Origin of the sequence: Haloferax sp. ATCC BAA-644, from assembly GCF_000336975.1 — an archaeon.
Lineage (GTDB): Archaea > Halobacteriota > Halobacteria > Halobacteriales > Haloferacaceae > Haloferax > Haloferax volcanii.
In genome coordinates, this window is sequence record NZ_AOLF01000001.1 from 53,092 (window position 1) to 76,651 (window position 23,560).

The 23,560-nt window shown below is 68.9% G+C and carries 22 protein-coding genes; 7 read left to right on the forward strand and 15 right to left on the reverse strand.

Annotated features, from left to right (window positions below):
• Positions 1-726 carry an EthD domain-containing protein gene (locus C458_RS00275; RefSeq protein WP_049897179.1) on the reverse strand — a complete coding sequence of 242 codons (726 nt, stop codon included), beginning with the start codon at positions 724-726 and terminating at the stop codon, positions 1-3.
• Between the two features lie 124 nt (positions 727-850).
• Between C458_RS00275 and C458_RS00280 the strand changes: the two genes are divergently transcribed.
• A complete protein-coding gene (locus C458_RS00280; RefSeq protein WP_008578827.1) occupies positions 851-2,101 on the forward strand; it encodes a Xaa-Pro peptidase family protein in 1,251 nt (416 codons plus the stop codon).
• Positions 2,102-2,322: 221 nt separating this feature from the next.
• On the opposite strand, the gene C458_RS00285 is transcribed toward C458_RS00280, so the two are convergent.
• The 5 genes from C458_RS00285 to C458_RS00305 all read right to left on the reverse strand — a co-directional run bounded on the left by C458_RS00285 (position 2,323) and on the right by C458_RS00305 (position 9,355).
• Positions 2,323-3,930 (reverse strand): hydantoinase B/oxoprolinase family protein, encoded by a 1,608-nt coding sequence (locus tag C458_RS00285; protein WP_008572186.1) that lies wholly within the window; start codon positions 3,928-3,930, stop codon positions 2,323-2,325.
• A complete protein-coding gene (locus tag C458_RS00290) occupies positions 3,927-5,942 on the reverse strand; it encodes a hydantoinase/oxoprolinase family protein (protein ID WP_008572187.1) in 2,016 nt (671 codons plus the stop codon). The genes C458_RS00285 and C458_RS00290 overlap by 4 nt, the downstream gene beginning before the upstream one ends.
• A complete protein-coding gene (locus C458_RS00295) occupies positions 5,942-7,159 on the reverse strand; it encodes an Nramp family divalent metal transporter (RefSeq protein ID WP_004064384.1) in 1,218 nt (405 codons plus the stop codon). The genes C458_RS00290 and C458_RS00295 overlap by 1 nt, the downstream gene beginning before the upstream one ends.
• A gap of 190 nt (positions 7,160-7,349) precedes the next feature.
• Positions 7,350-7,895: a CopG family transcriptional regulator gene (locus tag C458_RS00300; RefSeq protein ID WP_008572194.1), complete on the reverse strand. Its 546-nt coding sequence runs from the start codon at positions 7,893-7,895 to the stop codon at positions 7,350-7,352.
• Between the two features lie 188 nt (positions 7,896-8,083).
• Entirely contained in the window at positions 8,084-9,355 is a 1,272-nt protein-coding gene (locus tag C458_RS00305) for an ABC transporter substrate-binding protein (protein ID WP_049897177.1), read from the reverse strand.
• Between the two features lie 231 nt (positions 9,356-9,586).
• Between C458_RS00305 and C458_RS00310 the strand changes: the two genes are divergently transcribed.
• The 3 genes from C458_RS00310 to C458_RS00320 are packed head-to-tail and all read left to right on the forward strand — an operon-like array spanning position 9,587 to position 12,784.
• Positions 9,587-10,285: a DUF4129 domain-containing protein gene (locus C458_RS00310; protein ID WP_008572202.1), complete on the forward strand. Its 699-nt coding sequence runs from the start codon at positions 9,587-9,589 to the stop codon at positions 10,283-10,285.
• A 20-nt stretch (positions 10,286-10,305) separates the two neighbouring features.
• Complete coding sequence (locus tag C458_RS00315) at positions 10,306-12,306, forward strand: DUF58 domain-containing protein (protein ID WP_008572203.1); 2,001 nt, start codon at positions 10,306-10,308, stop codon at positions 12,304-12,306.
• Positions 12,307-12,364: 58 nt separating this feature from the next.
• On the forward strand, positions 12,365-12,784 hold the full coding sequence (locus C458_RS00320; RefSeq protein WP_008572204.1) for a hypothetical protein: 420 nt from the start codon (positions 12,365-12,367) through the stop codon (positions 12,782-12,784).
• Between the two features lie 30 nt (positions 12,785-12,814).
• Here C458_RS00320 and C458_RS00325 read toward each other — a convergent pair whose 3' ends face one another.
• A complete protein-coding gene (locus C458_RS00325) occupies positions 12,815-13,636 on the reverse strand; it encodes a hypothetical protein (protein WP_008572205.1) in 822 nt (273 codons plus the stop codon).
• Positions 13,633-14,064 (reverse strand): zinc ribbon domain-containing protein, encoded by a 432-nt coding sequence (locus C458_RS00330; RefSeq protein WP_008572206.1) that lies wholly within the window; start codon positions 14,062-14,064, stop codon positions 13,633-13,635. Before C458_RS00330 ends, C458_RS00325 begins: the two co-directional genes overlap by 4 nt.
• 109 nt (positions 14,065-14,173) lie before the next feature.
• Between C458_RS00330 and C458_RS00335 the strand changes: the two genes are divergently transcribed.
• Positions 14,174-14,380: a hypothetical protein gene (locus C458_RS00335; RefSeq protein WP_008572207.1), complete on the forward strand. Its 207-nt coding sequence runs from the start codon at positions 14,174-14,176 to the stop codon at positions 14,378-14,380.
• A 77-nt stretch (positions 14,381-14,457) separates the two neighbouring features.
• A complete protein-coding gene (locus tag C458_RS00340; protein ID WP_008572208.1) occupies positions 14,458-15,057 on the forward strand; it encodes a TetR/AcrR family transcriptional regulator in 600 nt (199 codons plus the stop codon).
• Between the two features lie 40 nt (positions 15,058-15,097).
• On the opposite strand, the gene C458_RS00345 is transcribed toward C458_RS00340, so the two are convergent.
• The gene (locus tag C458_RS00345) at positions 15,098-15,853 is read right to left on the reverse strand and encodes an SDR family NAD(P)-dependent oxidoreductase (RefSeq protein ID WP_008572209.1); all 756 of its coding nucleotides are present in this window, start codon (positions 15,851-15,853) and stop codon (positions 15,098-15,100) included.
• A 126-nt stretch (positions 15,854-15,979) separates the two neighbouring features.
• Between C458_RS00345 and C458_RS00350 the strand changes: the two genes are divergently transcribed.
• Complete coding sequence (locus C458_RS00350; RefSeq protein ID WP_008572210.1) at positions 15,980-16,954, forward strand: DUF1028 domain-containing protein; 975 nt, start codon at positions 15,980-15,982, stop codon at positions 16,952-16,954.
• Positions 16,955-16,985: 31 nt separating this feature from the next.
• Here the strand turns inward: C458_RS00350 and C458_RS00355 are convergent, their stop codons facing one another.
• From C458_RS00355 to C458_RS00380, 6 genes are all read right to left on the reverse strand, one after another.
• Positions 16,986-17,309 (reverse strand): hypothetical protein, encoded by a 324-nt coding sequence (locus tag C458_RS00355; protein WP_008572211.1) that lies wholly within the window; start codon positions 17,307-17,309, stop codon positions 16,986-16,988.
• Entirely contained in the window at positions 17,309-17,650 is a 342-nt protein-coding gene (locus C458_RS00360; protein ID WP_008572212.1) for a winged helix-turn-helix domain-containing protein, read from the reverse strand. The genes C458_RS00355 and C458_RS00360 overlap by 1 nt, the downstream gene beginning before the upstream one ends.
• A gap of 196 nt (positions 17,651-17,846) precedes the next feature.
• A complete protein-coding gene (locus tag C458_RS00365) occupies positions 17,847-19,097 on the reverse strand; it encodes a hypothetical protein (RefSeq protein WP_008572213.1) in 1,251 nt (416 codons plus the stop codon).
• A 265-nt stretch (positions 19,098-19,362) separates the two neighbouring features.
• Positions 19,363-19,851 carry a DoxX family protein gene (locus C458_RS00370; protein ID WP_008572214.1) on the reverse strand — a complete coding sequence of 163 codons (489 nt, stop codon included), beginning with the start codon at positions 19,849-19,851 and terminating at the stop codon, positions 19,363-19,365.
• 144 nt (positions 19,852-19,995) lie between these two features.
• Positions 19,996-20,583 carry a nitrous oxide reductase accessory protein NosL gene (locus C458_RS00375; protein ID WP_008572215.1) on the reverse strand — a complete coding sequence of 196 codons (588 nt, stop codon included), beginning with the start codon at positions 20,581-20,583 and terminating at the stop codon, positions 19,996-19,998.
• Between the two features lie 168 nt (positions 20,584-20,751).
• On the reverse strand, positions 20,752-23,457 hold the full coding sequence (locus C458_RS00380) for a PAS domain-containing protein (RefSeq protein ID WP_008572216.1): 2,706 nt from the start codon (positions 23,455-23,457) through the stop codon (positions 20,752-20,754).
• Positions 23,458-23,560 lie beyond the last annotated feature (103 nt).

Here is a 23,560-nt window from a genome sequence, read left to right on the forward strand (position 1 = left end):
TCAGCGGCCCCCGCTCGTGTCTTTCTGGACCGTCTCGCGGCCGACGAACCGCGGACGGTCACCGATGGAGAGGAAGTTGTCAACGTCTTCGCGGGGCGCGTTCGCCTTCGGGTGGTCGGGGTCGTAGTCGCGCGAGGACTCGTGGCCGAGGCCCGCCCGGAGCGCGTCGAGGCTCTCGAAGTAGAGTTCTGCGACGCCGTCGAACTCGGCGCGTTCGGGGTCGGTCGGGACGACGCGGGCGTACCGGACCACGCCGGGAATCCCGCGGGCGAGGGGGACGTGCGTGTTCGCCCAGTGGTCGAGGAACTCGTCGTGGCTCATCCCGTCTTTGCGGACGAGAAACGCCGAGTGCTTGTAGCACCCCGTCGTGTCGCCGCCGGTCTCGTCTTTCTCGACGACCTCCTCGCCGATGATTCGGGGGCGTCGCTCGACGTCGAGGAAGTTGTCCACGTCGGCTCTCGCTTCTCTCGCCGTCTCCTTCGCCGGGTCGTAGTCGCGCGAGCCCTCGCCGCCGAGCGCGTCGTGGAGCGCGCCGAGGTCGTCGAAGTAGAGTTCCGCGAGACCGTCGAACTCGGAGGCCTCGGGGTCGACGGGGAGGACCGTCTGGTAGCGGACGACGCCCTCGATGTCGCGGGCGATGGGCGTGTGGTTGTCCTGCCAGTACGTGACGAACTCGTCGTGACTCATCCCCGCCTTGCGGACAAGCAGGGCTACGTGCTTGTACATGCGTACACCTGCCGATTCACGTATGAGACAATAAATCATGAGGTGTGTTCGCAACGACCATCTACAACAAATTAATGTGATAGTCACGAGTGGTGGGCGTATGCCTTTCCACGAGCGGGGGTTCATGAGCGGGACCCGCGGGACGATGGCCGTCGACTGGGAACAGCGCATCGACGTAAAACGGATGCGCGAGGAGCGGAAGGACCGCGCCCTCTCGCGGATGCGCGAGGCGGGCCTCGGGAGTATGCTCCTCATCGACGACCCGAACATCCGGTACGTGACCGGGTTGGCGATGACCGGCGGGTCGGGCGCGGACCACTACTCGCTGCTTCTGGAAGACGGCACGGTCGTCCACTGGGACACCGCCGACCACGCGAGCAATCAGCGGTACAACTGCCCGTGGCTGACCGACGTTCGCTACGCCTGTCCCGGACTGGGGAACGTCCCGCGGGCGTCCGGCCGCGACTCGGCCCGGTCGTTCCTCCTCGACAAGATGGCCCAGACCGTCGTCGACGCCCTCGACGAGTACGGCCTCGCGAACGAGGCGATGGGCATCGACGCCGGCCACGCGGGGCTGCTCGACGCCTTCGAATCGAAGGGCATCGACGCCCGACCGGCCGAGTGCGCGGCGGTGATGGAGGACGCCCGAAAGACCAAGACCGAAGACGAAATCGAGTGTCTGCGGCAGGTCGCGGCCATCTGCGAGGCGGGCTTTCAGGCCATCGCGGAGAACGCGAAACCGGGCGCGCGGGAGTCGGAGGTGTGGGGCGACGCCGTCCGCGAACTCTGGCGGCACGGCGCGATGGCGCAGGGCGGCTACCTCACGTCGGGGCCGAATACGTGGCCGAAGCACCAAGCGAACACGACGGACCGGCTGATTCGCCCCGGCGACCTCGTCTACGCCGACTTCTACAACGTCGGCTACCTCGGCTACCGGTCGTGTTACTACCGGACCTTCTCGATGGGCGAACCGACCGACGAGCAGCGCGACGCCTACGAGACGGCCCGCGACAACCTCTACGCCGTCCTCGACGAAATCGAGCCGGGGAAGACCACCGACGAAATCGCGGCGGCGTTCCCGGACATGGCGGGCGAACACGCCGACTGGTACGGCGCGGACGACCACTGGCAGCTGACGACCAACCACTGGGCCCACGGCCTCGGCCTCCAACTGTACGAGGTGCCGCTCGTCTGGCGCGGCCTCTCGCCGGACCACCCCATCGAAATCGAGGCGGGGATGACGATGGCCGTCGAGACCCAGGAACCGGCGGGGAAACAGGGCGTCCGCGTCGAGGAGATGGTCGTCGTCCGCGACGACGGCGTCGAACTCCTCAGCCAGTGGCCCGTCGAGGAGATAACGACTATCGAGTACTGATTTCTGACACCACAGATGAGTTACTCACAAATTTTGAAAATTGTGGAATTTGTTTCACACATTCGTCTGAACACAGTTTCAACAGACTTCAGCTCGTCAGGAGAGATTACGGCTCGGAATATCGAACGAATAGTCAGTAGTGTGAAATACCTATAACGGCTGGTTACGACGGGGCGAGGACTCCCCGTGTCCCCGAACCAGCGCCAGCAGACCGACCGACGCTACTCCGCCTTGCCGTCGTCGCGGTCCCGGCAGCGTGCGTCGGCGTCGCGCTCGGCGGGGTCGCCGTAGCCGCCGCCGCCCGGCGTCCGAACCGTGACGGTCGTGCCGGCGGGCACGTCGCGGGTCGTCTTCGACGGGACCGCCTCGCCGTCGACGAGGTTCTGTCCGGTCGCTCCGTCCTCGCCGCCGGCGATGCCGCGGGGGGCGACCCGCCGGCGCTCGGTGAGAAGCGAGACGGTCGCGTCCGCCTCGACCGTGACCGACCGGACGATACCGAGGCCGCCGCGGAACTCGCCGCGACCGCCGCTTCCCTCGCGGAGGCCGTACGCCTCGACGAAAAGCGGGTACTCGGCTTCCAGCGCCTCGACCGGCGTGTTGAGCGTGTTCGTCATCCCGACCTGCACGCCGTCCATGCCGTCGCCGCCGGCGCGGCCGCCGAAGCCGCCGCCGATGGTCTCGTAGTAGGTGAAGCCGTCCGACCCGCCGGCGCGACTGCCGATGGTCAGGTTGTTCATCGTCCCCTGACCCTGCGCGGGGACGCGTTCGGGGGCCGCGTCGCCGAGCGCCGAGAAGACCACGTCGGTCACGCGCTGGCTCGTCTCGACGTTGCCGCCGACGACCGCCGCGGGGGCGTCGGGGTTGAGAAGCGACCCCTCGGGGACCTCGACCGAGATGGGGTCGTAACAGCCCTGATTCGGCGGTATTTCGGGGTCGGTGACGCAGCGAACGACGAAGTACACCGCGCTCTTGGCGACCGCGAGCGGGGCGTTGACGTTGCCGGCGACCTGGTCGGCCGTCCCTGCGAAGTCGAACGCGACGGCGTCGCCCTCGACCGTCGCGGTCACCTCGATGGGGATGCTCTCGTCGGTTACGCCGTCGCCTTCGAGCACGTCGCGGGCGCGGTACTCGCCGTCGGGCAGGTCGCGCAGTTCCGCGGTGACGCGGTTCCGGGAGTAGTCCATCACGGCGTCGAACGCCGCGAGAACGCGGGACCGGCCGTGTTCCGCGACGAGGTCGGCCAGTCGCTCCTCGGCGCGCTCGTTCGCCGCTATTTGTGCGCGGATGTCGGCGCGCCGCTCGCCGGGGTTGCGGACGTTGGCCAAGAGGAGCGACAGCACGTCGTCGTTGGTCTCGCCGCCGGCGACGAGTCTGACCGGGGGGAGTCTGAGCCCCTCCTGATAGATTTCGCGCGCGCCGGCGGGCATGCTGCCGGGCGTCATTCCGCCCACGTCGGCGTGGTGCGCCCGCGAGACGGCGTAGCCGAGCACCTCGCCGTCGACCGAAAGCGGCGACACCATCGTCACATCGGGGAGGTGCGTCCCGCCCTCGAAGGGGTCGTTGAGGACGAACACGTCGCCCGGTTCCGGGTCGTAGTCGAGGACCGTGTCCACGGCCTCGGGCATCGCGCCGAGGTGAACCGGGATGTGTTCGGCCTGCGCGACGAGGCGGCCGTCGGCGTCGAACAGCGCCGTCGAGCAGTCGCGGCGCTCCTTGATGTTCGGTGAGTACGACGAGGTGATGAGCACCTGTCCCATCTCCTCGGCGACGCTCTCGAACTGGTTGCGCATGATTTCGAGCGTCACGGGGTCGACCTCGCGGTCGCTCATTCGCCGTCACCCCCGCTGGTGAGGACGAGCGTCCCGTCGGCCCCGACCGTCCCGCCCCACGCCGGCGGCACGACGACGGTGCTCTCGTGCTGTTCGAGGATGGCCGGCCCCTCGACGGTCGCCCCCGCGCCGAGGCCGTCGCGGTCGTAGACGGGCGTCTCGCGGAACGCCCCGTCGAAGAAGGCCTCGCGGGTGTCCTTGCGAGCGTCGCCGCCGCCGCGGTAGGTCACGTCGAGGGAGTCGCGTTCGACCACGGCGGTCGCCCGGACGTTGACGAGTTCGACCGGGTCGTCGAGGCGGTAGCCGTAGGCGCTCTCGTGAGCCTCGTGGAACCGCGCTTCGACCGCCGCGGCGTCGAACGTCTCGCCGACGGGGACGGTCAGTTCGAAGCTCTGGCCGACGTACCGGAGGTCGGCGGCGCGCCGGACCGCCGCGTCGTCGGGGTCGGTCACGTCGTCGAGCGTGTCGGCTTCGAGGTCGGCATAAGCGGCGTCGACCGCCTCCGCGTCGAGGCCGGACAGGGGTCGGCGGAGCGTCCGCACCGAGTCGTGTTGCTGGTCGGCCGCGAGCAGGCCGTACGCGGAGAGGACGCCGCAGGCCCGCGGAACCACCACGGTCTCGATGTCGAGGCTCTCGGCGAGCGCGGCGGCGTGCATCGGGCCGGCACCGCCGAAGGCGACGAGGCCGAACTGCCGCGGGTCGCGGCCGCGCTCGACGGTCACGGCGCGAATCGCCCGCGTCATGTTGGCGTTGGCGACGCGGTAGACGCCGCGGGCGGCCGCGAGCGCGTCGTCCAGTCCGGCGTCGGCGGCGAGGCCGGAGAGCGCGTCGCGGGCGGCGTCCACGTCCAAGGAGAGTTCGCCGCCGAGGGCGGAACTGCCGCCGATGTAGCCGAGGACGACGTTTGCGTCCGTCACGGTCGGTTCGGTGCCGCCGCGTCCGTAGCAGGCCGGGCCGGGGTTCGCGCCCGACGAGCGCGGGCCGACCCGAAGCGCGTCGCCCGAGTCGACCCACGCGATAGAGCCGCCGCCCGCGCCGACGGTGTTCACGTCCACCATCGGCGTCTTGATTGGCCGGCCGTTGATTTCGGCGTCGGTGGTCCGCTCGACCTCGCCGTCGCGGACGAGGCTCACGTCGCTGGAGGTGCCGCCCATGTCGAAGGTGACGAGGCCGGCGAGGTCGTCGCCGGCGCCGGTCGCGGTCGCCGCCGCGCCGACGACGCCCGCGGCCGGCCCGGACATCGTGGTCGTCACGGCGTGCTCGCGCACGGTCGACGCCGGGGCGATGCCGCCGTTGGCCTGCATGATTTCCGGGGCTGGAACGCCGAGGTCCGCGGCCCGCGATTCGAGGCGGCCGAGGTAGCTGTCGATGGCCGGCGTCACGTAGGCGTCGACCGCGGTGGTCGAGGTGCGCTCGAACTCGCGGAACTCGGCGAGCACCTCGTGGGACGCCGAGACGGGCGCGTCGAGTTCCTCGCGGAGCACGTCGGCGACGACGCGCTCGTTTTCGGGGTGCTGGTAGGCGTGCAAGAGCGAGACGGCGACGCTCTCAGCGCCGCAGTCGCGGATGTCGTCGGCGAGTTCGCGGACCTCGCGCTCGTCGACTTCGGTCTGGATGCCCTCGACCGTCGCGCGCTCCGCCACCTCGAACCGGCGGCGTCGCGGGACGAGCGGGTCGGACTTGTCGGCGGTCACGTCGTAGAGGTCGGGGCGGGCCTGGCGGCCGATTTCGAGCACGTCGCGGAAGCCCTCGGTGGTGACGAGCGCGGTCGTCGAGCCGTCGTCTTCGAGGAGTGCGTTCACGGAGACGGTCATCGCGTGGGTGAACGCGTCGACCTCGGCCGGGTCCACGCCGGCGTCGTCGCAGGCCTTCTCGATGCCGCGGACGACGCCGACGCTCTGGTCGTCCGTGCTCGGGACTTTCGCGGTGACGAGGCGGCCTTCGGGAGTCAACAGCGCCACGTCGGTGAAGGTGCCGCCGACGTCGACGCCGATGCGGGTTGCTGCGTCCATCAGAACACCCCCATATCGGTCGCGACCGTATAGAGCGTTCGGAGGCCGAGCCAGACGACGACGAGCGTCACCAGCCCGCCGACGACGTTCTGGAGCGTGGAGTTGGCGTACGACCCGAGGATGTCGCGGTCGTTCATCACGTAGATGAGGAAGACGGCGACGATGGGCAGGAGGACGCCGTTGGCGACCTGCGCGAAGACGATGGCCTGCACGGGGCTGTATCCGACCGCGGAGAAGACGATGCCGACGAGCAGAATCGAGCCCCAGACGGCGCGGAACTTCGTGGACTGGAGGTCGGTGTCCCAGCCGAGCGCCCCCGCCGTCGCGTACGCGCCGGCCAGCGGGGCGGTCGTCGCGCTGGTGAAGCCCGCGGCGAACAGCCCGATGCCGAAGAACACCTTCGCCTGCGTGCCGACGAGGGGTTCGAGCTGTTCGGCCATCGTGCTCACGTTCTGGATGTTCGTCCCGACGGGGAACGCCGCCGCGGCGGTGACGAGAATCGAGATGGTGATGAAGCCGCCGAGGACGATAGACAGAATCGTGTCGGCCCGCGACTCGTTCAACTCCTCGGGGCCGGCCCACCGCTCTTGGACGCTCCCGGCGTGGAGAAAGAGGTTGTAGCCGACGACGGTCGTTCCGATGAGGCCGGTGATGAGGAACGCCGAACCCTCCGGGACGCTCGGGACGAACCCGCGGGCGAGCGCGCCGAGGTCGGGGCCGATGAGGATGGCGTCGATGAGGAAGGAGACGGCCATGATGGAGACGAGGCCGACCAGCGCTTTCTCGATGAGTTTGTACTTGCCGGACCACAGGAGGACGCCGGCGACGAGACCCATCGCGGGCCCCCAGAGGTTGGCGCTGATGCCGGTCAGCCCCTCCAGTCCGGCCGCGCCGCCGAGGATGTTTCCGGTCTCGTAGGCGGCCGTGCCGACGCCGATGGCGCTCACGACGAGGGCGATGCTCAGTCCCGACAGCGCGGGGCTGTCGAACTGCCCCCGGAGCGCCTCCCCGAGGCCCTCGCGGGAGACGAGGCCGAGTCGGGCGCTCATCTCCTGCAGCACGATGGTGGCGACTATCGAGAAGGCAATCGTCCAGACGAGCGCGTAGCCGAATCGCGCGCCCGTCACGCTCGCGGTCGTGACCGTTCCGGGACCGATGAACGCGGCGGCGACCATCGCGCCCGGACCGATAGATTTCAGACGTTCGATGAAGTTCATGGTTCTACCTGTGAGGTGGATTGACGTATCAAACTCTGATTGATAAATCCCGGTTGAGAACGCCGAGTACGGCGCGAAGAGCGCGTATGAAGGAGTATGAACGAGTATGAAGCTAGCGGCGGGCGTGGACCGATAACCGAGTCCGGAAACCAGCGTCCGAGTCGGGCCGGGTCCGCGCCGGACGCGCCCCTCACCGGACCTCGGTGAGAAGCACCTTCGAGACGCCCTCTTCGACCTCGATATCGAACGGGGACTGCTCGGTACTGAGCGCGATGAACCGCGACATAAACCACTTGACGGACTCGGTGGGAAAGACGACGTGGAAGGTGTCGCCCTCGGAGGCGCGGACCGTGAGAAAGCCGCAGAACGACAGCCAGTCGAGGAGTTCAGCCAGCGACTCGAATCGGTCGCGATACTCGTGGGCGTGGAACGCCGCGACCCGGTCGACGGCGTCGAGAAACTCGGGGGCCGGCTCGCCGTCGTCGCCCTCCACGTAGTCGAGAAACGTGTGCAGGAAGTCCACGTCGAGAAGGACGTGCTCGCCGCTCGACAGCATCCGGTGGTAGGCTTCGAGGTTCGGCCCGGCGTCGGTCGTCGCCGCCTCGAAGTTGGCCGCGTAGAAGACGAGCGCCTCGCGGACGAGTCCGCTTTGGGCCTTGTCGGTCCGACCGGCGAGTCCGTCGAGCGCCGACTGAGCGTCCTCGTCGAGCGACACCGTGATGCGATTCGTAACCATGAGTGTCTAACTCTCGGAGGCGTTCTTAAGCGATGTGCAGACGGTCGCCGCGAACCCCGAACGGGTTACGAACCGGGAACGGTCGTCCACAAAGTGTGAAATGTGTAGAAATTGTAAGCGGTGCGGGCGTCAGTCGTCGCTTCGCTGTCGCCGGGCGGACGGGCCCGTAGCCGTCGCTCGGCCGACGGTCAGAACTCGCCGGCGACGATGTCGGCGACGCGCTCGCGGTCGAACAGCCGTTCAGCCTCGGGAATCTCGGGGTACGACTCGCCGTCGCCGTAGCCGGGCCACGCGCCGAACCGCTCGGGGAAGAGCTGTTTGGCGGTCATCTCCAACTGGAACAGGTTCATAATCGGGCCCTGCATCCCGTTTCCGGACGGGTAGTACCGGCCGTCGCGGAACGCGGGCACCTCGTCCGCGAGGGGGTTCGAAAGCACCTCTTCGCGGTTCGAGCGGAAGGAGTCTCCGAGCGCGGTCCCCCAGTACCGGAGGACCACGTCGGGCGCGGTCTCGACCATCGCCTCGTAATCGTACGAACCGTCCGACCCGGTCTGGGCGTCCGTCGCCGCAAACGCGTTCTGCATCCCGAACGGGCGGAGGTGCGCCCAGAGGTAGCCGTCCCCCGTGAAGTCGTACGGCCAGAACGTCCCGCCGGTGTCAGCGACGACCGCGAGCGACGGGCGCTCGGACGCCGGTGGGAGGTCGGCCCGTATCCGGGCGACGAGGTCGTCCCGGAGGGACTTGAACGCCCGGTAGCGCTCTTCCGCTCGGAACACCGCCGCGATGTGGCCGAGGTACTCCCAGAGCGTGTAGTGCTCGTAGCGGTCGCGGCAGGGTTCCGGCGGGTCGGCGTTCGTCCGGCTGTAATAGTTGCCGAACCACGGACCCACGTCGGCCGCGATTGACGCCACCTCGTCTTCGGTCCAGTCGAACGAGGGACCCCGGAGCAGACACGGGTCGAGGAAGTGCACGTCGCTGTCCAGTTCGTAAAACAGCTCTCTGTCGAGGGCGTTCGGGTTCGACGCCGGCGTAACGCGGCCGAGTTCCTCCCACTCGAACTCCACGCCGTCGAGCGCGTCGTAGTAGTAGTCGACCGTGTTGCCGAACAGTTCCTTGTCGTAACCGATGCCGGTGATGGCGTCGCCGTGGCCGAAGGCGACCGCCGCGTCGGCCGAGACCGGGTAGTAGGTCAGAGCGCGTTCCGGCACGGCGTCGAACTCGACCTCACCGACCGGGGCCATCGACACCGAGTACGACCCGTCGCTCGTCTCAGTGTCCGGCGTCTCAGTCGCTTCTTCGGTATCCGTCTCAGTCGTCGAGACGGCGTCAGAAGTGGTGGTCGTCGCGTCGGAACCCCCGCCCGCACAACCCGCGAGGAGTCCCCCGCCGAGGACCGTCCCGCCGAATTTCACGTAGTCCCGGCGAGTCGGTCCGGACCGACAGTCATCGTTGTCTGCCATATTTTTAGGCCAGCCTAAAGAGATAAAACTGCTTCGTTTTAGGTGCACCTAAATACTTCGCTTGCGAGCGAGGAGTCGTGGATATTTTAACAATGAGTTGAGACGTATTGAGCGTGTTCCCCGTTACGGATTCCCTCCCCTGCGTCTCGACGAACAGTATCGAGCGGTTCCTCGCGGCCTTCCCCGTCGGACGCGTCGCGAGGCGGTGACAACCGGACGCGTCTGCACACCATGCGAACCTCACACGTCTTCGCCCTCGCTGTCACCGTGTTCGCGCTCGCCACGCTCGGACTCGCTGCCGGGTCGCTCGACGCCGCGCAGCCGGACGAACCGACCGCCTCGGATTCGGCCGACGAGTCGATACCGCTTCGCGAGCAGTCGGGGGCGAGCGAGCAATCCGGCCGTCCGGACCGACCCGCAGTCGGCCGGCTGGTGCTCCCGGAAGACGGCGTACTCGACAGTTTCAGAGCGCAGTCGTCGCCGGACGGCGGACTGCGCTCGCGCCTCGCCGTCGGGGTCGCAGTCGTCGTCGGTGTGGTGATGCTCGTCTTCCGCCGACTCACCGACGACGACTCACGAGCCCCCGAGACGACGAAAGAGCGGGGCGGCGCTGACCGCAAACCGTCGGACCGGCGCGCGCCGGACCCGTCCGGATGGGGCGGCCCGCCGGCGAACGGCGTCTCCCACGCGTGGTTTACGATGGTGTCCGCGCTCGGCTCGGCGGCCACCCCGCGACAGACGCCGGCCGAACTCGCCCGGACAGCGGTCGATGCCGGCCTGCCCGCGGGCACGGTCGAATCGCTCACCGAGCTGTTCCGCGCAGTTCGGTACGGCGGAAAGCGGCCGACCGACGAGCGCGAGCGACGGGCCGAGGACGCGCTCGACGCGCTGCGGCGAGACGAGAACTGGCCGAGCGGGCGCGAGCCGTGAGCCGCACTCGCCGCGGACTGTTGGTCGTCGGTCTCGTGTCGGGCCTCGGCGGTGTACTGTTCGTCGCCTCCCCGGGCATCGTCCGTGGCGTCTCACTCACGGGAGCCGCCCGAACCGCGCCCGTCGCCGTCGTCGGCGTCGCCACCGCCGTCCTCGCCGCCCGCTCGCTGGTGAACGGTCTCGGAGACGACGCCCCGGACGACGGCGAGGGAAGGACAGCCACCGCAGGTGCGTTCCCCTCGCCGGAGCGTCGTCCGCGCTACGACCCGCCGGGGACGGAGTTCGCCCGGCGAGTGGACGCAATCGGGTGGACCGACCGGCGCGACGCGGAGCCGGCGAACCGCCGGGAACTCCGCGACGACCTCCGCGACGTGGCGACGAGCGCGCTCTCGCGGGCTGACGGGGCGAGCCCGAGCGAGGTCGAAACGCGACTAGACGACGGGAGTTGGACGGACGACCCCGTCGCGTCGGCGTTCTTCGCCGGCGACCTCGTCCCGTCGCTGTCGCCCTCGGGATACGTCCGCGCGCTGGTCCGCGGCGAGCCGCCGTTCGCGCGCCGGGCGCGTCGCGCCGTCGCCGCGCTGTCGAAGCGGTCCGGAGCGGACGACGTGACGCCGACCCCGTCGGCCGACCTTCGGACGGCGTTCGAAGACGAACCCGCCGTGCGAACGAGTCGATACCTCCCGAGCCGCGAGGAGAGCCGCGAACGCGAGTCAGCGACTGACCGGGTCCGCGGAGTGACCGCCGCAGCGCTCGCGGTCGGCGGGCTCGGAATCGTCACGTTGCGACCGGGACTGCTCCTCCTCGCACTGTTCGGAATCACCGTCTCGGGATACGCCCGCGCGGTCTCGGCCCCATCGCGGGCGGTAACGGTCGAGAGAGCCGTCAGCGACTCCGGGCCCGCGGTCGGTGACGAGGTCGAGGTGACCCTCTCGGTTCGGAACGTCGGCGACGCGACGCTCGCGGACCTCCGGTTCGTCGACGGGGTTCCGCCGGGCCTCGCCGTCGTCGACGGGTCACCGGCGTTCGCGACCGCACTCCGGCCGGGGAAGCGTGCGAGCGTCACGTACACGGTCGAAGCCGTCCGCGGCGACCACGCGTTCGACCCGGCGCTCGTCGTCACGCGCGACGCCCTCGGGGTACGCAAGCGGGAGACGCTCGTCGACGCCGAGACGACGGTCTCGTGTCGTCCGCCGGCGAAACCGCGTTCCGGTCGTGCCACCGCGAGAACGACGACGCGAGCGGGCCGGTCACGGTCGGACGCCCCGGGGCCGGGCGTCGAGTTCCACTCGGTCAGAGAGTACCGGCCGGGCGACCCCCCGTCCCGAATCGACTGGCGGCGGAAGGCCAAGACGGGGGAGTTCTCGACGGTGGCGTTTCACGAACACCGACGCCAGCGAGTGCTGGTCGTCGTCGACGCGCGGACGGAGGCCTACGTCGCATGGGGTGACGAAGCCGATGGGGGCGGCGGAAGCGATGGGGGTGGCGACGGTGAGCCGGTCGTCCAACGGGGCGTCGCCGCGGCCGACGCCCTCGTCTCTCGCTTCCGCGCTGCGGGCGTTCCGGTGGGTCTCGCGGCGCTCTCACCGCGGTCCTGTCGGCTCCCACCCGGTCGCGGCGGCGACCACCACCGCCGAATTCGCGAGACGCTGGCGAGCCATCCCGCGTTCGGGTGGGAGGCGCCGGACGGCGAGGTGGACGCGTCCGCGGCAGTGCACGAGATTCACCGACGAGTGCGGGCGGACACGCGAGTCATCTTCGTCTCGCCGCTCTCAGACGACGCGAGCGTAGTCGCCGCGCGGCGGTTCGACGCGCACGGGCACCCAGTTTCGGTGCTCAGTCCGGACCCGACGGCCCGGACGCGCAGTCGTGGCTACGAGTCCGGATACGCGTCACTCACGAGGGAACGCCGGCTTCGGCGGCTTCGAGCGGCCGGTATCCCGGCGAGCGATTGGAACCCGTCCGAACCGCTACGGGAGGTGATGCGAGATGGCCGAAGCCGTGCCACAACGTCCGGATAGCGCCCCGCCGCTCCGGAGTAGCTGGGGTGCGCTCGCGGCAGCGACGGGTGCGGCCGTCGTGACCGCGGTCTCGGTGCCCGCGCTCGCGATGGGCGCGCTGGGGCTGCTCTCGCTCGCCGGTGCCCTCACGTTCGGCGTCGAATCGGCCTACACGCCGGGCATCGGGCTCCTCGCGGGGTCAGTCGTGCTCGCGGGCGTTCTGGGTCTGACACCGCCGTTTCTACTCGCGGCCGCGTTCCTCGTACTCCTCGCGTGGGACGTGGGGAAACACGGGTTCGGCATCGCGCGAGAGGTCGGGCGAGAGCCCTCGACGCTCCGAATCGAGGCCGTCCACGGACTGAGCAGCGCGCTCGTGTATGCGGCCGGTGCGACCCTCGGCTACGCGATATACGCCGGCGTCACCGGCGGACGGTCGGTCGTCGCGCTTCTCGCACTCCTCGTCGGGGCCGTGGCGCTCCTGTTCGCGTTACGGACGTGAGAGAAAGGCGGGGTCGAGGGCGGAGCCCAGTCACGCCGTCCGACCGACGGACGCGCGTAACACGGACCGGTCGACAGACCCGGGAAGCGCCCGCAGAGCCGCGAGCGCGTCCTCCCGCCGCCGCGCTGCCCGCTCCCGGAGACGCGATTCGTCGCACTCGGGCGGGGAAATCGCGGTCGCGGCGGGGTCGGACTCGCAGATGCGACGGAGTTGACGCGCGACGCTAGCCTCGCGACCGACGCGGCCGAGCAGTCGGCGCTGAGCCTCGTCTGCGTCGGCGAGCAGTGAGCCGAGAACGGACGCGGTCTCGCCGAGCCGACCGGCCGTGTCCTCGCAGTACGAGACCACCTCCGCCTCGGTCCGAGGCGAGGCCCGCTCCGCAGAGCGGAACGTGCCGACGAGTCCCCGAGCCGACTCGTTGAGCCGTTCGACACACGCGCCGAGGTGCGACGAGGGGACCGAGCTAATCGAGGAGTAGGCGGCCGCGTGGAGATAGTCGCCGGCGAGGAGCGCCGTCGTCGAGTCCATCGTGAGCGAGTGGGCGCGAGCGTCCGAGAGTCGGACGAGCAGCCGGTCCCGAAGACGGTAGTACCCCCACAGGAGCTCGACCGCCGACCCCGCGGCGTGCACGGAGCGAGCGTCGACGGCGTCGTCGGTCTCGGCGACGGCGTCAACCGTGTCGGAGAGGAGGTCGGCGTACCAGCGCGTCTCAGACGCTTCGACGACCTCGCGAGCGGTCGCCGCCGCCGACTCGTCCAAACCGGCGAAGAGCGACCGGAGCCGGGATTCGACGGCGGAATCGAGGTCAGACGAGCGACCCGCCGCGTCGATCGCGTCGGTCGTGTCAGTCACGTTCGAGTCCCCCCTTCGGCGGCGTCAGCGTCGACCTCGGCCTCGGAACCGGGGACCGAACCGAGTTCGGTCGCACACCACTGACAGAACTCAAGCGACGGGTCGGCGGCGCGGCGACAGTTCGGACAGACCCGGCCGTCGCGGCTCTCGGACCGCTTCGACGCGCGGTTCTGGACGCGCGCGACCACGTACGCGTCGAGAGTGGCGAGGAGGGTAACGACGAACAGCGGCGCGGCGCTCCAGAAGTCGCCCGCGCCCTGCAAGTACATCGCAACCGCGTCGGGACCGCTCAGAGAGCCGACGCCGAGGAAGACGGCGGCCCACGCGAACGCGCGCTTCCAACGGCGGAGATACAACTGTCCGAGCCCCGCGACGAGCGACGAGAGGAGCGCGGCGAGAAGCGGGCGTTTGACTGTACGTTGATTCATATATTGAATCTCTGTTCAACTACGTATAGCGGTTCGGGTCACCGAACCGCGGTACCGCTACCGGTAGTTTAAATATTGAATTAATATTCAACAGCATCGTGGGCACACGATGAACGACACAACGACGCGGAGATATCTCGCGATTGGCGGACTGACCGCGGTGCTCTCGCTTTTCGTCCTCCCTATCGCGGGGTTCGTCTCGGTCTACACCGGCTACAAAGTACACGGACACACGAAGAACATCTACAGCTATCTGCTAGCCGGGGTGGGGTCGCTCTCGGTGCTGTTCTGGGTGGCCTACCTGGTTCGGCTCTGACCGCGGTCGGCGGCGAGTCATCCCGCCGTCCGCGACGACCCGAAAGCGACACTTCCGTCGAACGCGAACCGCCGGATATGACGCAGGACGGCCGCGCCGAGGAGTTGGAGCCGGCGAAGCGACGCATCATGGAGGCGACGTACAGGGCGCTACAGAAACACGGCTACGGCAACCTGACGATACAACACATCGCCGACGAGTTCGAGAACAGCAAGACGCTCCTGTACTACCATTACGACGGGAAGGGCGAGCTGCTGGTCGACTTCCTCGACTACGTCCTCGCGCAGTTTCTGAACAGCCTCCCGCGAGGAGACCGCACGCCCAAAGAGGAACTCGAAACGCTCGTCGACACGCTCCTCCCCGAGACGCTCTCAGAGGAGGCCTACCGGCTCCAACTGTCCATGTTCGAACTCCGGGTGAACGCCCCGCACGACGAGGGCTGTCGCGAGGAGTACCGCCACGTCGACGCCGAGCTCACGGAGCTGCTGCGGGACATCCTCGTCCGCGGCGTCGAGGCGGGCGAGTTCGACGTCGACGACCCAGAGGCCGAGGCCGAACTGTTTCTCTCGATTCTAACTGGGACGCGCGCCCGCCGGCTGACGGTGTTCAAACCCGACGAGTCAATCGAGCCGCTCCGAGCGGCCATCCAGTCGCACATCGACCGCATCTCGGCGTAGTCGCCGCCGAGTCGGCCGCCCCGGTCGCGGGCGCGCCGGTTCAGGCCAGTTTACCGCCGTCGACGGGGAGCGCGTGGCCGTTGATGAACGACGCGTCTTCGGAGGCCAACCACGCGACGGCGCTCGCAATCTCCTCCGGTTCCGCCATCCGTCCGAGCGGCTGTTCCGCGGTGATGGCCTCGACCGCGCCGGGGTTCGCTTCGAGCGACCGCTCGACCATCGGGGTTCGGACGACGCCCGGACACACCGCGTTGACGCGGACGCCCTCCTCGGCGTACCGCACGGCCGCAGACTTCGTCAATCCGACCACGCCGTGTTTGCTCGCGACGTAGGGTTCGCTCCCGTCGGCGGCGAGTCCGGCGATTGACGAGGTGTTGATAATCGCGCCGCCGTCGCCCTCCATCAGCGCCGGAAGCTCGTGTTTCATGGCGAGCCAGACGCCGGTGAGATTGATTCCGAGCACTCGGTCCCAGTTCTCCCGCGACTGCTCCGGAAGCGGGTCGTTGTCGCCCTCGATGCCCGCGTTGTTGTGCGCGATATCGAGGCCGCCGTACGTCTCGCGGGCCGTCTCCACCATCGACCGCACGTCGTCGGCGTCGGTGACGTCGACCGCGACGAACGTCGCGTCGCCGCCGTCGGCCTCGATTTCGGAGACGACCTCGCGCCCGCGCTCGGCGTCGATGTCACCGAGCACCACGTTCGCACCCTCGGCGGCGAGTCGCGTAGCGCTCGCCCGCCCGATACCGCTGCTCGCGCCGGTCACGACCGCAGTCTTGCCGTCTAATCGGTCTGCCATACGCTGTTGAATATTTTGTCAATATATAAGCTATGGGGTTCGAGAACGGCGTTCGAGAATCGCTCGTCGCCGTCCGTTCCGCCGAGAGGTGAACCCTTATTCGCCCGGCGTCCGTCGGTCCCGACCATGACACCGCGACCGTCGACCTTCTCAATCGTCGCCCGCGACCCCGAACAGGACGCCGTCGGCGTGGCCGTCCAGTCGAAGTTCGTGAGCGTCGGCTCCGTCGTCCCGTTCGTCAGCGCGGACGCCGGCGCAGTCGCCACCCAGAGCTTCGCGAACGTCGCCTACGGCCCCGACGGATTGGACCTCCTGCGCGAGGGACACTCGGCCGAGGAAGTCGTTTCCGAACTGACCGACGCCGACGACGAGGCCCCGAGCAGGCAGGTCGGCGTCGTCGGAGTCGACGGGAGCATTGCGGCGTTCACCGGCGACGAGTGTTTCGACGTGGCCGGCGACATCCAGGGCGACTACTACACCGTTCAGGGGAACATCCTCGAAAACGAGGCGACGCTCGACGCGATGGCCGAGGCGTTCGAGACGACCGACGGCGGCCTCCCGGAACGCCTGCTCGCGGCGCTTCACGCCGGCAACGACGCCGGCGGCGACAAGCGCGGCGAGCAGTCCGCGGCGATGTATATCGCCAAGCCCGAGGGCGGTTACGACGGCGGCAACGACCGCTGGGTCGACGTGCGCGTCGACGACCACGACCACCCGATAGCCGAACTCGAACGCGCGTTCAAACTGTACGACATCACGCTCTTGGAGCGCGAAGCGCCCGCGGAGACCGTGTCGCTGTCGGGCGAGACTGCCGAGGCGGTCCTCGAAACGCTCTCCGAACTTGGCTTCTACGACGGGACGCCGAGCGGCGAGTTCGACGACGAGGCCGTCGAGGCGCTCGAATCGTTCCGGGGCATGAACAACTTCGAGAACCACTCGCTTTCGGTCCTCGAAGACGCCATCGCCCGCGGCTGGGATGAGGTCGAAACCGAGGACGAGACGGCGGCTGGCGACGGCGCGACACACGAGGACAAACTCGACGGGGAAGCGCGGCTCATCGAGGCGATTTGGCAGGGCCTCAGCAGGCTCGACAGGAAGTAGTCGATTCCGAGACGCGGAGAGAAACCGACGCCTATCGGCCCGTCGCGATACGGAGCGAGTAGGCGATACAGCCCAGTCCGGCGAGCTGCGTCAGTCTGACGAGCAGTCGGAACACCCCTTGGAAGTGGATGGGAACGAGGCGGAACGCGACGAGGCCCTGCCCCGCGACCGCGAGCGTGTAGGCGACGCCGAACAGGAGAATCATGCCGACCGAGAGCCACCGCATCGACCGCTCGTCGTTTCGCCGGAGGCCGCGGTAGGCCTGATAGCCGATGTAGAGGCCGACGAGTGCGGAGAGCGTCGCCGCGCCGCCGGCGAGCAGCCCGAGGGGAGTGCCGAAGCCGGGAAGCGCCATCAGAACTTCCCCCACAGGCGCGTCAGTTGGTCGGCCACGTCGTCGCTCCGGCGGTCGAGTTCCCACGAGAGGTCGCCGTCGCGGACCGTCACCTCGAACCGGCCCAGTTGGGAGACGTACGCCGTCTCGTGATGACCGTCGGCCCGAGGTCGCGTCCGCTCGGCGACGAGGTCCGCGTCGACGAGTCGGTCGAGACGACGGTAGATAGATGAGGTCGAAAGCCCGCAGCGCTCGCTGAGTTCCTTCGCCGACCGCGGCGACTCGCTCGTCGCGACCAGAATCGACCGCACATGCTCGTCGTCGAGGAGTTCGACGACGGTCGCCAGGTCGACATCCGACATCTCGTCTCTACGGGTCATCCGACTCGTCCATAGGTGCTGTGTCTCATCGTCGGTGTGGAAATCGAAGCTAGTCGTACCGCCGCACGGGGAACACGCCGGGCGCGGCGGGAGGCGAGGCCGGTGGGGGGGAACGGAAGGCTGGCACGGGGAGGGGTATGGGCGTCGAAAACGGCCGACCCGGGCGCACGAGACAGCGTCACGCATCGGTCTCACCGCCGAGTTCGCGGCCGAAGAGGACGGTGAAGTGCGTGCCTCCTATCGAGTACACGACGCTCACATGGTCGACACCGGGAGAGTCACCGAGGTCGATGGTCGCCTCCGCACCGGGCGCGACCGTCTCGGCTCCCGGCCAGAGCGGCTTTTTCTCGACGCGCCCGGGGGCTTCGGGAAGAGAGAGGTCGTAGAAGAGTCGGTCAGCGGGGACGGTCTCGCCTGCCTCGTGGCGCACCGTAACGCGGTCGGCCGCCTCGTCGTAGGCCACCCCCCACGTCACCTGCGGAAGCCGGTACCGCGGGTCGATTTCGCCGTCGGGACGGAGCGGCACGCGCGTCTCGACCGTGGCGAGTCGGCCGTCGACGTACACGTCGAAGGTGTCGGCGGCCTCGGCGAAGCGATAGGAATCGTCCCTGAGCGCCGATTCGAGTGCCTCTTTCGTCGGAACGCGGTCGGTCGTGTACCGGTAGTGGACGATTTGATAGGCGTTGTCGCGGTCGAACCGGAAGCCGTCGGCGAGCATCGCCGGGTGGTCCGTGGGGTCGCGGAGGCTCGTGTTGATGCCGACGTGGGACGGCTCGCCGGCCGCCGCGGTCAACTGCTCGAAGTCGGAATCGACCTCGTGGTACCGGGGGCGCTCGCCCGCGCCGGTGTCGACGAGCGCCTCCAGATTCGGTTCGCCGTGGAGGTTCGCGCTCGTGAACACGATGGTGTCGTCGCCGACCGCGACCCGGCGGGGCCCGTCGTCGCGGGCGAACACGTCGTAGCCGCGATACGTGCCGGCCCGCTCGTACCCGCTTTCGGTGAGCGTCCGACCGACGGACGAACGCTGGAAAGACGCCTCGATTACGCTTCCGAAGACCGAGTCCACGAGGTGGTCGTAGCGGTCGAAGCCGATGCCGAAGTAGTCCAGTTCTGCCCTGGAGTACGCCTGTCGGGCAACGAACAGCCGCGGCGCGTCGGACCGAATCCCCGGCTTCCGAGACGAGCTGAAGTAGTACCGGTCTGGCGGTCGCTCGACGCTCGACGGGGCGGGGAGCCAGCGCCGATACGCCGGGGCGGACGTCGGGGGGACCTCAAGGCGGCCGTAGCGCTGAGCACCGCCGAGCGGGGGGAGGTCCGAGAGGCAACCGGCGGTCAGCGCGGAGAGCGACGCGGCCGCGGCGGCGGTTCCCGTGGCGAGGAACCGTCGTCGCGTCGAGCCCGTGGAGGGCCGAGAGTCGTCGGGGGACATGGGGCAATATGACCGGCGGACGACAGGAGCATATAACCGAGCCATCGAGTGCGGACGGGCGCAACTCGACGACAGCTATAAGTGGACGTTCGGGCGTTCGAACGCTCGTTCCGGTACCGTCGTCGGCGCAGAGGAAGTAGTAACACCGCGAAAATCAGTCTCGTCGGTCGGAGTGTATTTCATCCGTCGAAGCGCGCCGGGTGCGGTAGAGTTGGCGGGTCACCGCGGCGCACCGACACGGCCGCGCGGGGGAAGGATGTCCCGCTCAGCCGAGGAGGTACTTGAGTGCGGGGCGCTGGCGGACGAACTCCATCTTCTCGATGATGGCGTCGAGACCGAGGATGCGGCCCGCCGCGAGCGTCCCGACGATGACGAACATCATGAGGCCGAACAGGTCGCCGTTGACCAGGCCGTGTCCCCAATCGGCGTTCCCGAGGTAGAAAAACACCATCAGGACGCCGCCGAAGAAGGCGGCGAGCCGGACGAGTGCACCCACGATGAGTCCGAGACCGATGAGAGCCTCACCCCACGGAATCATGACGTTCGTGAGGTCGAGAAGCCACGGGGTCGCGGCGGCCCACGCGAAGAAGCCCTGGAGCGGCGAGGCTGCGGGGGCGTTCGCGAGGTAGCCCGCGGCGCTGAACGGCTCGCCGACGATTTTCGTCACACCGGCGTGGAGGAACCAGTAGCCGGTGATGAGGCGGGTCAACACGAGCACGTAGCCCGTGACGCCCTGCGAGTAGTCGAAGTCCATCCTGTTCCCCAGCATCTCGATTTGTGAGTTAGCGGCCATTGTCTTTCACCTAACAGATGAACGAACGGCCGTCGAGAGCATATAAAGGGGTCGTGATTTTCGAATCTAAGGAATCGAGAACGACCGAAAGAGAGCGCCTAACACTCAGCGCCGGGCGATGAGGTCGCGCGAGATGTCGGCGCGCTCGTAGACGGCTCCGTCGTGCGCGTCGGCGAACGCCTCGGCGTCGCCGTCGTCGGAAAAGGGGACGAAGTCGGGGCCCATCGACCCGTTGACATCGGTTCCGACGACGTAGACGAGGTCGTCCATCGGCGCGAACGCGTCGGCGTCGAGGTGCGCGGAGATGAGCGTCCGGCCGCCGTCGTCGAACAGGTCGTACTCGACAGCGCTGTAATCCGTGAGGTAGCCGCCGGCGCGATTCCACCCGTCGTCCTCGCGGTCGAGCGCGTAGGAGAACGTCTCCCAGGCGCTGCAAAACCGCGCCGGGTTGTCGTGACCCTCGGGGCTGTGGTCGGCGTAGAACAGTTGCCCGGCGGGGCCGGGGTGTTGGTCGATGACCATCCCGCAGGCGTCGCACTGTTCGCCGCCGGTCAGTGCGACTGCCTCGGGAGCGTCGCCACCGCCGTCGGTTCCGAGACCGCCCAGACACCCTGCGGTGGCGGCGACGCCCGCGACACCGACGGCAGACAACACGGTCCGACGAGCGAGTTCCCGGTCGCAGTGGTTGCACATACGCGACGCTAGCCGATGGGCGCTCAAAGGGCAATTGGTGCGGGAACCGAACCAAGCGCCGGGCGTGTGGTCAGCCCGCCACGTTCCGGCCGAGCCGAGAGCGCCGTGACTCGGCACAGTCGCCACGGGGTCCGCGGTCCGCGCCCCCGGCGACGAGTCGCGCGTACGTCAGTCGGAGCCCGCCGAATCGGTCGTCGTTCGGTCCGCCGACCGCGTCACGAACTCGAACCGCGCGCCGCCCTCGGCCGACTCGGTGAGCGAGACGGACCAGCCGTGGGCGTCGGCGATGTCGCGGACGATTGCGAGACCGTAGCCGGTGCCCTGCGGCATCGTGGTGTAGCCGTGGTCGAAGACCTGCTCGCGGCGCGTCTCGGGGACGCCGACGCCGTTGTCCGCGACGTAGAAGCCGGCGCGGTCGTCGAGCGCGCCGACGCGGACGGCGAGCGGGTCGTCGGGCTGCTCGGGGTGTTCCACGGCGTGGTCGGGAGACTCCCGACTGCCTGTGGAACCGTGTGCCACAGCGTCGTCGGATGAGGACCGACCGCCCGTCGAGCCGTGCTCGACCGAGTTTCGAAACAGGTTCTCGAAGAGCCTGAGCAGGCGGCCGTCGTCGCCCTCGACGACGAACAGTTCCTCGCGGACAAGCGTCGCGTCACCGGTGTCGACGAAGCGCCACGCGTGGTCGACAACGCGCGCGAGGTCGACGGGTTTGGCGTCGACGACGGGCGTCCGCTGGCGGGCGAGGTCGAGCACCTCCTCGACGAGTTCGGACATCCGGTCGACCGCGTTGGCGGCGCGTTCGAGGTGCGCCCGCTCGCCCGACTCCATCCCGAGGTCGAGGTAGCCGGTGGCGACCGCGAGCGGGTTACGGAGGTCGTGGGCGACGATGGAGACGAAGTCGTCGAGCCGCTCGTTGGCCGCCGCGAGGTCGGCCTCGCGGTTCCGAAGCTCCTGTTCGCGGACGGTCCCCGAGAGCGCGGAGGTGACCGTCGAACCGAGGAGTTCGAGCAGGTCCTCGTCGACGGCGAGAAACGGGCCGTCGTCGTCGGTCGAAACGACGAGCAGGCCGTGGCCCCCGAGCGGGACGCGCAGGACCGACTTCCCGTCCGACTCGGGGGGGAGAAGCCGGTCGTCGACGTCGGCCGCGTCGACCCGGCTAACGGCGTCGGACTCGAAGCCGCCGGGGTCGGTCTCGATTGGCGTCTCCGGGTCGAACTGCTCCGCGGTCGAGGCGGCCGGCGACAGGGCACCGCGGTCGTCGGCGAGCCAGACGGCGGCCGCGGCGTCGGGCACGAGTTCGGGGACGATATCGACCGCGAGCGCCGCGACCTCCTCGACGCTCTCGGTGAGGATGAGGTCCTGCGTGACCGCCTGCAGGGTCCGGAGGCCGTCTTCGAGTCGCGCGCGGTTTGTGACGTCGATGGCGACGCCGAGGAGCCTCGACACCTCGCCGTCGTCGTCGAAGACGGGGCGGTACCACGCGTCGTACACCGCGCCGCGGTACTCGATTCGGGTGTCGACCGCCTCGCCCGACAGGCCGCGGGCGATGGCGTCGGTGGCCGCGGGTGTGTCGTCGTAGAGGTCGAACGCGGAGCGACCGACGACCTCGCCGGGTTCGCGGCCGAGCGACTCCAGTCCGGCCCCTTCGGACATGGTGAACACGCCCTCGGCGTCGAACGCCGAGAGGATGACCGGGAGGTTCTGCAACACCGTTTCGAGGCGCTGGTTGGTCGATTCGAGGGCCTGCAAGTAGCGCTTCCGCGTCGTCACGTCGCGGAAGTAGACCGACAGCCCCGACGGCGAGGGGTACGCGCGGACCTCGAACCAGCCGTCGTACGGCTCGGAGTACGTCTCGAACGTCACCGACTCCTGGGTCCGCATCGCCTCGTGGTACTTCTCGTACAGTTCGGCGCTGTCGGGCGACGGAACGAGGTCCCAGATTCGCTCGCCGAGTTCGGGCTCTCTGACCTCGTTGAAGACGTCTCGCGCGCGGTCGTTGAGGTAGACGAAACGCCAGTCGGTGTCGAGCGCGAAGAAGGCGTCAGTCATGCGTTCGAGCAGTTCGCCGCGCTGGGTGGTGGCGACCTCGCGGTCGGTCACGTCCCGCGGGATGCCGACGACGCCGGTCACCGCCTCGCCGTCGCCCGCCGGCGAAAGGGAGAGTTCGAACAGCCGCGAGACGCCGTCGGCGTCGACGAATCGAATGTCGAGGCGTTCGGTGACGCCCTCCGAGAGGACTCGCGAGACGGCGTCGCGGTAGCGCTCGTACTCGTCGGCGGGGAACAGTCCGGCGTCGACGAGCGACTCGAACCGCTCGCCTCGGAGCGTCTCGGACGAGCGCCCCGTGATCGCCTCGATTCGAGGGTTCACGTACTCGACGCGGCAGTCCTCGTCGAGGACGAACGCGCCGTCTTCCATCGCCTCGACGATGACGCGGTAGCTCCGCGTCTCGATGGGGCGGTCGTCGGCGTCCCGGTCTAAGACCCCCCGGACCGACTCGACGAGAGCCGCGTGGGAGTCGTCGGTCTCGTCGCGGACCAGGTAGTCGTCGACACCGAGCGAGACGGCGCGGGCGGCGAGCGCCTCGTCGCCGGCGGCGGCGTAGACGACCACCGGAGGCCCGACGCGAGCGTCGCCGGCGGCGGTGACGAGCGCGTCGAGGTCGAGACCGTCGGGGAGGTCGGCGGCGGCGACGAGACAGGAGACGGTGCGCTCAGCGAGTGCCGAGCGCGCGGCCGCGGCGCTCTCGGCGCGCTCGACCGGGCGCTCGAAGGCGTCCCGGAGCGTCGAGACGACCGGACCGGAGACAACGCCGTCGGCCGCGACGTAGAGAATCGCACCGACGGAGGTGCCCCCGGAACTCGGGGGAAACATGTTAGAGACGAGATATGCAGAGAGCCAATAATCTTGCGGGCGAACGGTCGGACCGCCGGAGGAGACGGCGGTGGGACGAGACGGGCGTCGGGTCGTCGAATCG

Coding starts and splice junctions, on each gene's coding strand:
- C458_RS00310 (WP_008572202.1), top strand. CDS start 9,587: ATGCGAACCTCACACGTCTTCGCCCTCGCTGTCACCGTGTTCGCGCTC.
- C458_RS00300 (WP_008572194.1), bottom strand. CDS start 7,895: ATGGTTACGAATCGCATCACGGTGTCGCTCGACGAGGACGCTCAGTCG.
- C458_RS00340 (WP_008572208.1), top strand. CDS start 14,458: ATGACGCAGGACGGCCGCGCCGAGGAGTTGGAGCCGGCGAAGCGACGC.
- C458_RS00290 (WP_008572187.1), bottom strand. CDS start 5,942: ATGGACGCAGCAACCCGCATCGGCGTCGACGTCGGCGGCACCTTCACC.
- C458_RS00335 (WP_008572207.1), top strand. CDS start 14,174: ATGAACGACACAACGACGCGGAGATATCTCGCGATTGGCGGACTGACC.
- C458_RS00360 (WP_008572212.1), bottom strand. CDS start 17,650: ATGTCGGATGTCGACCTGGCGACCGTCGTCGAACTCCTCGACGACGAG.
- C458_RS00370 (WP_008572214.1), bottom strand. CDS start 19,851: ATGGACTTCGACTACTCGCAGGGCGTCACGGGCTACGTGCTCGTGTTG.
- C458_RS00365 (WP_008572213.1), bottom strand. CDS start 19,097: ATGTCCCCCGACGACTCTCGGCCCTCCACGGGCTCGACGCGACGACGG.
- C458_RS00345 (WP_008572209.1), bottom strand. CDS start 15,853: ATGGCAGACCGATTAGACGGCAAGACTGCGGTCGTGACCGGCGCGAGC.
- C458_RS00330 (WP_008572206.1), bottom strand. CDS start 14,064: ATGAATCAACGTACAGTCAAACGCCCGCTTCTCGCCGCGCTCCTCTCG.
- C458_RS00275 (WP_049897179.1), bottom strand. CDS start 726: ATGTACAAGCACGTAGCCCTGCTTGTCCGCAAGGCGGGGATGAGTCAC.
- C458_RS00375 (WP_008572215.1), bottom strand. CDS start 20,583: ATGTGCAACCACTGCGACCGGGAACTCGCTCGTCGGACCGTGTTGTCT.
- C458_RS00280 (WP_008578827.1), top strand. CDS start 851: ATGAGCGGGACCCGCGGGACGATGGCCGTCGACTGGGAACAGCGCATC.
- C458_RS00285 (WP_008572186.1), bottom strand. CDS start 3,930: ATGAGCGACCGCGAGGTCGACCCCGTGACGCTCGAAATCATGCGCAAC.
- C458_RS00350 (WP_008572210.1), top strand. CDS start 15,980: ATGACACCGCGACCGTCGACCTTCTCAATCGTCGCCCGCGACCCCGAA.
- C458_RS00295 (WP_004064384.1), bottom strand. CDS start 7,159: ATGAACTTCATCGAACGTCTGAAATCTATCGGTCCGGGCGCGATGGTC.
- C458_RS00380 (WP_008572216.1), bottom strand. CDS start 23,457: ATGTTTCCCCCGAGTTCCGGGGGCACCTCCGTCGGTGCGATTCTCTAC.
- C458_RS00355 (WP_008572211.1), bottom strand. CDS start 17,309: ATGGCGCTTCCCGGCTTCGGCACTCCCCTCGGGCTGCTCGCCGGCGGC.
- C458_RS00305 (WP_049897177.1), bottom strand. CDS start 9,355: ATGGCAGACAACGATGACTGTCGGTCCGGACCGACTCGCCGGGACTAC.